Here is a 5,586-nt window from a genome sequence, read left to right on the forward strand (position 1 = left end):
CTGGAACAGGAAGTCGGGGTTCGGGTGCCAGGACTCCGGGCCCGGGCTCTGCATGAGCGTCAGCGCGGTGAGCGGCGCTCCGATCCTGCCGCTCTCGACCAGGCGCCGCGCCGACTGGATGCCCGCGCCGAGGAAGGTGTCCGGCGCCGTCGCGACGCGCAGCCCCTTGGCGTGCGCCGCGGCGAGCAGCTCGGTCCCGCTCTCGCGGTCGAGCGCGAACGGCTTCTCGCTCCAGACGTGCTTCCCGGCGTCGAGCGCCTGCATGGCCACCTCGACGTGCACCTTCGGGATGGTCAGGTTGACCACGATCTCGATCGCGTCGTCCGCCAGCAGCTCGGCGACGGAGCCCGCGCCCGGCACGCCGTACTTCTCGGCCTGCGCCCGCGCCCGCTCCTCGTCGATGTCCGCGACGAAGCGCACGTCGAGGTCGGGGAACGTCGTGAGGTTCTCCAGGTACTGGTTGCTGATCACGCCGGCGCCGATGACGCCGACGCCGACCTTCCTGCCGCTCATGCGAGTCCCTTGGAGGTGAGGAAGGCGAAGCTGTCTGCGACGGCCTGGAAGCGGTCGCCGCGCGAGTCGTCGAGCTCTATGACGCGCAGCGCGTCGGGAGCGGCCTGGATGATCTGCTCGATCGGGAGCGAGCCCTGCCCGACCGCGACCTGATCCTTGGTCTCGGTGGTGCCGGGGCCGTCCTTGACGTGCAGAGCGACGACGCGGTCGCCGAGCTTCGGGAGCAGGGCCACGGGGTCGTGGCCACCGACGGCCACCCAGTAGGTGTCCACCTCGAGCACGACCTCCGGCGAGAGCCGGCCGGCGAGGAACTCGAGTGCCGTGACGCCCTCGATCTCGCTCTCCACCTCGTGCGCGTGGTTGTGGTAGCCGACCCGGACGCCGTGCGCGGCGGCCGCCTCGGCTGCGGCGTTGAGCTGGTCGGCGATCTGCGCGACGTCCTCGGCGCTCTGCCAGCGCTCCGGCGCGACGAACGGGTCGATGACGGTCTGGATGCCGAGCTCCTTCGCGGCGCCGAACACCTCGTCGAGGTCGCCGCCGACGAAGCCCTGGTGGGTGGTCGGCGCGGTCAGGCCGGTCTCGGCGAAGCCCTCGCGGAGGGCGTCCTTGAACGTGAGGAGGCCGAACGGCTCGACCTGGGTGAATCCGATGTCCGCGATGCGGCGCAGTGTCCCGACCGCGTCCTCGGTCAGGAGCTCACGGACCGTGTAGAGCTGCACGGAGAGTTTTGAGGTCGACACAGTTCTCCTCGTCGAGTTTTCGTTGGTGAGGGCGCCGGAGTGCCGACGTCGTTGCTCCATTCAAACGGGACTTCTGTCGATTGTCAATCAAAAGTCGACCGATCACGGGCAGCCTTTGGTCGGTCACAGAGCGGTGTGGTTCAATACGAGCTATGACCGACAGCGCCAGGCAGTCCGGCATCGTCGCTGCGGACGCCGCCGACCTGCTGGCGATCCTGCGCGACGGTGTCCCACGCACGCGCGCGCAGCTCGCGGAGCTCACCGGTCTCGCGCGCTCGACCATCGCCGTCCGGATCGACAGCCTCACCGCCGCCGGGCTCGTCGCCCCCGCGGGCGACGACGTCTCCACGGGCGGCCGGCCGCCGGCGCGGATCCGGTTCAACCCGGAGTCCCGCGTCGTCATCGGCATCGACCTGGGGGCGACGCACGGCGTCGTCGCGCTGGCCGACCTGGCGGGCAGCATCACGACGAGCGAGTCGCGGCGGCTGCGGATCGCCGACGGACCGGAGAGCATCCTCGACTGGGCGGTCGAGACGGCCAGCCGCCTCTACGCCGCCACCGGTCGACCCGCGTCCGACCTGGTCGGCATCGGCATCGGCGTCCCCGGCCCGGTCGAGCACTCCACCGGCCTCCCGGTCAACCCGCCGATCATGCCCGGCTGGGACCGCTTCGACATCCCCGGCTACGTGCAGCGGACGTTCGACGTCCCCGTGCTCGTGGACAACGACGTGAACCTGCTCGCGCTGGGCGAGCACGCGCTGCTCTGGCCGGAGCAGACCGACCTGCTCTTCATCAAGGTCGCCACGGGCATCGGCGCCGGCATCATCAGCGGCGGCCGGCTGCAGCGCGGCGCCCAGGGCTCCGCGGGCGACCTCGGCCACGTGCGCGTCCCGTTCAGCAGCGAGACGCCCAGCCACGGGGCAACGGACGCCGACCTGGAGGCGCTGGCGAGCGGGCCGGCGATCGCCCGCTCGCTCACTGCCTCCGGGATCCCGGCCAGCAGCAGCGACGACGTCGTCACGCTGGCCAGGACCGGGAACCCCGAGGTCCAGAACGCGATCCGCCAGGCCGGGCGCGACCTCGGAGAGGTGGTCGCCACCTGCGTCAACCTGCTCAACCCGTCGATGGTGATCGTCGGCGGCAGTCTCTCCCACGTCGGCGAGCAGCTGCTGGCCGGCGTCCGCGAGGTGGTCTACCATCGCTCGACACCGCTCGCGACCCAGCACCTGACGATCACCCAGTCGCGCTCCGGGGAGACCGGCGGCGCGATCGGGGCGGCGATCATGGTCATCCAGCACGCGCTCGATCCGCTGTCGGGAGCACTCAGACCGCTCTCGCGCTGACAGGCAGGCACCCCTCCCGTCCCGCCCGACGGCTCCGGCCGCCATCGAATCGATTCGACAACCGAAAACCACACGCACCGCACTCACCTGAAAGGACAGCCGTGAGCACAGCACATCCCCCGATCCGAGCCGGCGTGGTCGGCCTCGGCTGGGCAGGCCAGCAGCACATGGACGCGTACGCCGCCCTCCCCGGCGTCGAGCTCGTCGCGATCGCCGGCATGGAGGACGGCCCGCGCGCCGAGCTCGGCGAGAAGTACGGCGTCGAGCGCCGCTACCGGGACTGGCAGGACCTCGTCGCCGACGGCGACCTCGACGTCGTGAGCGTCGCCGTCCCCACCTTCCTGCACGCCCCGATCGCCGTGGGCGCCCTGGAGGCCGGCATCCACGTCCTGAGCGAGAAGCCGATCGCGCGCACGGCGGAGGAGGCGCAGACCATGGTCGACGCCGCGCACCGCTCCGGGCGCGTGCTCGAGGTCGCGTTCAACCACCGTCGCCGCGGCGACATCGAGGCGCTGAAGGCGGCGATCGACGCCGGCCAGATCGGCCGCCCGTATCACGCGCGCGCCACCTGGCTGCGCCGCGCCGGCATCCCGGCGCTCGGCAGCTGGTTCACCAACCGGGAGATGGCAGGCGGCGGCCCGCTCATCGACATCGGCGTGCACGTGCTCGACTACGCGCTGCACCTGTTCGGCGAGCCGCAGGTCACCGCCGTCTCCGCCGTCACGCACTCCGAGCTCGGCGTGCGCGGGCGCGGCGGCGCGAAGACCGACAAGCAGCACGTCGGCTCGGCCTACGAGGTCGAGGACCTCGCCAGCATGCTGCTGCGCCTGGAGGGCGGCGGCTCGATCGTGCTGGAGACCAGCTGGGCCGCCTACCGCCCGGCCGGCGACGAGTTCGGCATCACCCTGTACGGCACGGAGGGCGGCGCCGACCTGCGCGTCGTCGACTACGCACCGGCCGGCGAGCTGACGATCTTCACCGGCGACGGCGAGGAGACCGAGGACGTCTCGGTCACCGCCGACCCCGGGCGCGGCCATCTCGCCGTCGTCGAGACGTTCCTCGAGCACGTCGCCGACACGGCGAACTGGGCGAACTGGGACGGCTCGCTGGCCCTCGACCGCGCGCGCGTCATCGACGCCGCGTACGAGTCCGCACGCATCGGGGCCGAGGTGCGACTGCGCCCCGCGACGACCGGCCTGGAGGATGCGCCGGCCGGCCTCGAGGATGCGCCGTCCGGCGCGGCGACCGCAGCGAAGGGAGCATGACCATGGCAGCACTCCGCGTCACCGTCTGGAACGAGGGCGTCCACGAGACGACCCAGCCCGAGATCGCGGCGATCTACCCGAACGGCATCCACGGCGCCATCGCCGAGGGCCTCTCCGGCCTACTCGGCGACGACGTCGTCGTGCGCACCGCGACCCTCGCCGACCCGGAGCACGGTCTCGGCGAGGCGGTCCTAGCCCAGACCGACGTTCTGCTGGTGTGGGGCCACATCGCGCACGACCAGGTCTCCGACGAGGTCGTCGAGCGCGTGCGCGAGCATGTGCTGGGCGGGATGGGCCTGATCGTCCTGCACTCCGGCCACTTCTCGAAGATCTTCATCCGGATGCTCGGCACCACGTGCTCGCTGCGCTGGCGCAATCCGGAGGGCGGCGAACGCGAGCTCGTCTGGAGCGTGAACCCCACGCACCCCATCGCCGAGGGCGTCGATCAGCCCATCGTCATCGACGCGCAGGAGATGTACGGCGAGTTCTTCGACATCCCGACCCCGGACGACCTGGTCTTCATCAGCTCGTTCACCGGCGGCGAGGTCTTCCGCTCGGGCGTGACCTTCACGCGCGGCCGCGGCAAGATCTTCTACTTCTCGCCGGGCGACCAGGAGTACCCCGTGTACTTCCACCCGCAGGTGCGCCGCGTGCTGGCCAACGGCGTGCGCTGGGCGGCGCCGGTGGCGGGCGCCCGCCGCGCCCCAGAGGTGTCGAACCCGCAGCCGGTGTAGCCGCCCGGTGCGGCGGCTGCGGTCGCGGCCGCCGCACCGGCGTGTACTGCTCTGACCTCAGATTCCTGGTACGAACGAACCCGCTTCATCGCTCGCTCCCAATCCTCACGGGACAAGTCCGGTTCGCGAGCGTGCCGCATCACGACTCCCCTCGGAGAATGGAGTCGAGCTACCTCATTGTTTCCGTGCACGGCTGTCGGTGGAGGAGAGCGTCTGGCCGGCGGGCAATCGTGGCGGTCGCTGACATCGTTCCTGCTATTCCGGCCCGTCGGCGTAGACGATCGGTTCGCCCTCGCGATCGAAGATCGGCACCGGCGGTGGCGGGTTGGCGGGGACGGGACGAGCAGCCTGCGGAGTCTGCGTCGGCCCGCACCCGAGTGGCAGCGCGTCCGTGGAGTTCCGACGCGCGCACACGTGCCCGTCCGGGTCCACGTACATGGCCGGGTTGTCGTACACGTACGGGTACCGGGCCAGTGACTTCGGCTGGGCCAGCAGCCCCCGCAACGCATCCGGGGCAGCCCACCCGCCCGGGACGCCGTCGCCGTCGGTGTCCTCGCGCCCCGTCGCGCCCGTCGCCGTTCCCGCGACGATCCGCTCCACCTCGTCCGGGATGGAGTCGCCGTCCGCATCGCACGAGGACATGTCCGGCTGAGACGAGCACGGTGCGGACTCCGTCGTCGCAGCATGCGCCGGCGCTGAGGCGACAAGCGGGACGGCAGCAAGAGCAGCCGAGACGAGAAGGCGCGTCAGAACGCGATGCACAGCAACGGACACGCACGCAACCCAATCGCGCCGACGACCGCATTGCGGCGCCTGCGGCCGCACAACCGCGGCCGGCAGACCGGATCTCAGCGGGCGGACGGTGCGCTCTCGGTGGAACACCGGTGGCATTCAGTGCAGCTGGCCGTCACGCTGCAGCGCGTGCGGAGCGAAAAGTGGGGGCGCGGGGGGGGGGGTCCGGGCCCCCCGCCGCCGGCGGGGGCCGGTCGCA

At 71.6% G+C, this 5,586-nt stretch carries 6 protein-coding genes; 3 read left to right on the top strand and 3 right to left on the bottom strand.

Going from position 1 to position 5,586, the window contains the following annotated elements:
* Both ACTHMF_RS01745 and ACTHMF_RS01750 read right to left on the bottom strand, forming a co-directional pair.
* A partial coding sequence (locus tag ACTHMF_RS01745) for a Gfo/Idh/MocA family protein (protein ID WP_440316048.1) occupies window positions 1-513 on the bottom strand: 513 nt, incomplete at its 3' end.
* On the bottom strand, window positions 510-1,232 hold the full coding sequence (locus ACTHMF_RS01750) for a sugar phosphate isomerase/epimerase family protein (RefSeq protein WP_440316053.1): 723 nt from the start codon (window positions 1,230-1,232) through the stop codon (window positions 510-512). The genes ACTHMF_RS01750 and ACTHMF_RS01745, both read right to left, overlap by 4 nt.
* 173 nt (window positions 1,233-1,405) lie before the next feature.
* On the opposite strand from ACTHMF_RS01750, the gene ACTHMF_RS01755 reads away from it, so the two are divergent.
* The 3 genes from ACTHMF_RS01755 (at window position 1,406) to ACTHMF_RS01765 (ending at window position 4,595) form a co-directional block, all read left to right on the top strand.
* Window positions 1,406-2,596, top strand: a complete 1,191-nt coding sequence (locus ACTHMF_RS01755) for an ROK family protein (RefSeq protein WP_440316049.1) — start codon at window positions 1,406-1,408, stop codon at window positions 2,594-2,596.
* Between the two features lie 101 nt (window positions 2,597-2,697).
* A complete protein-coding gene (locus tag ACTHMF_RS01760; protein ID WP_440316050.1) occupies window positions 2,698-3,861 on the top strand; it encodes a Gfo/Idh/MocA family protein in 1,164 nt (387 codons plus the stop codon).
* Window positions 3,858-4,595, top strand: a complete 738-nt coding sequence (locus ACTHMF_RS01765; RefSeq protein ID WP_440316051.1) for a ThuA domain-containing protein — start codon at window positions 3,858-3,860, stop codon at window positions 4,593-4,595. The genes ACTHMF_RS01760 and ACTHMF_RS01765 overlap by 4 nt, the downstream gene beginning before the upstream one ends.
* A 255-nt stretch (window positions 4,596-4,850) precedes the next feature.
* On the opposite strand, the gene ACTHMF_RS01770 is transcribed toward ACTHMF_RS01765, so the two are convergent.
* Window positions 4,851-5,237 carry a hypothetical protein gene (locus ACTHMF_RS01770; protein WP_440316052.1) on the bottom strand — a complete coding sequence of 129 codons (387 nt, stop codon included), beginning with the start codon at window positions 5,235-5,237 and terminating at the stop codon, window positions 4,851-4,853.
* Between the last annotated feature and the right edge of the window lie 349 nt (window positions 5,238-5,586).

Origin of the sequence: Leifsonia sp., from assembly GCF_051955155.1 — a bacterium.
In the GTDB taxonomy this organism is placed as follows: Bacteria; Actinomycetota; Actinomycetes; order Actinomycetales; family Microbacteriaceae; genus Leifsonia.

Coding starts and splice junctions, on each gene's coding strand:
- ACTHMF_RS01755 (WP_440316049.1), top strand. CDS start 1,406: ATGACCGACAGCGCCAGGCAGTCCGGCATCGTCGCTGCGGACGCCGCC.
- ACTHMF_RS01765 (WP_440316051.1), top strand. CDS start 3,858: ATGACCATGGCAGCACTCCGCGTCACCGTCTGGAACGAGGGCGTCCAC.
- ACTHMF_RS01770 (WP_440316052.1), bottom strand. CDS start 5,237: ATGTCCTCGTGCGATGCGGACGGCGACTCCATCCCGGACGAGGTGGAG.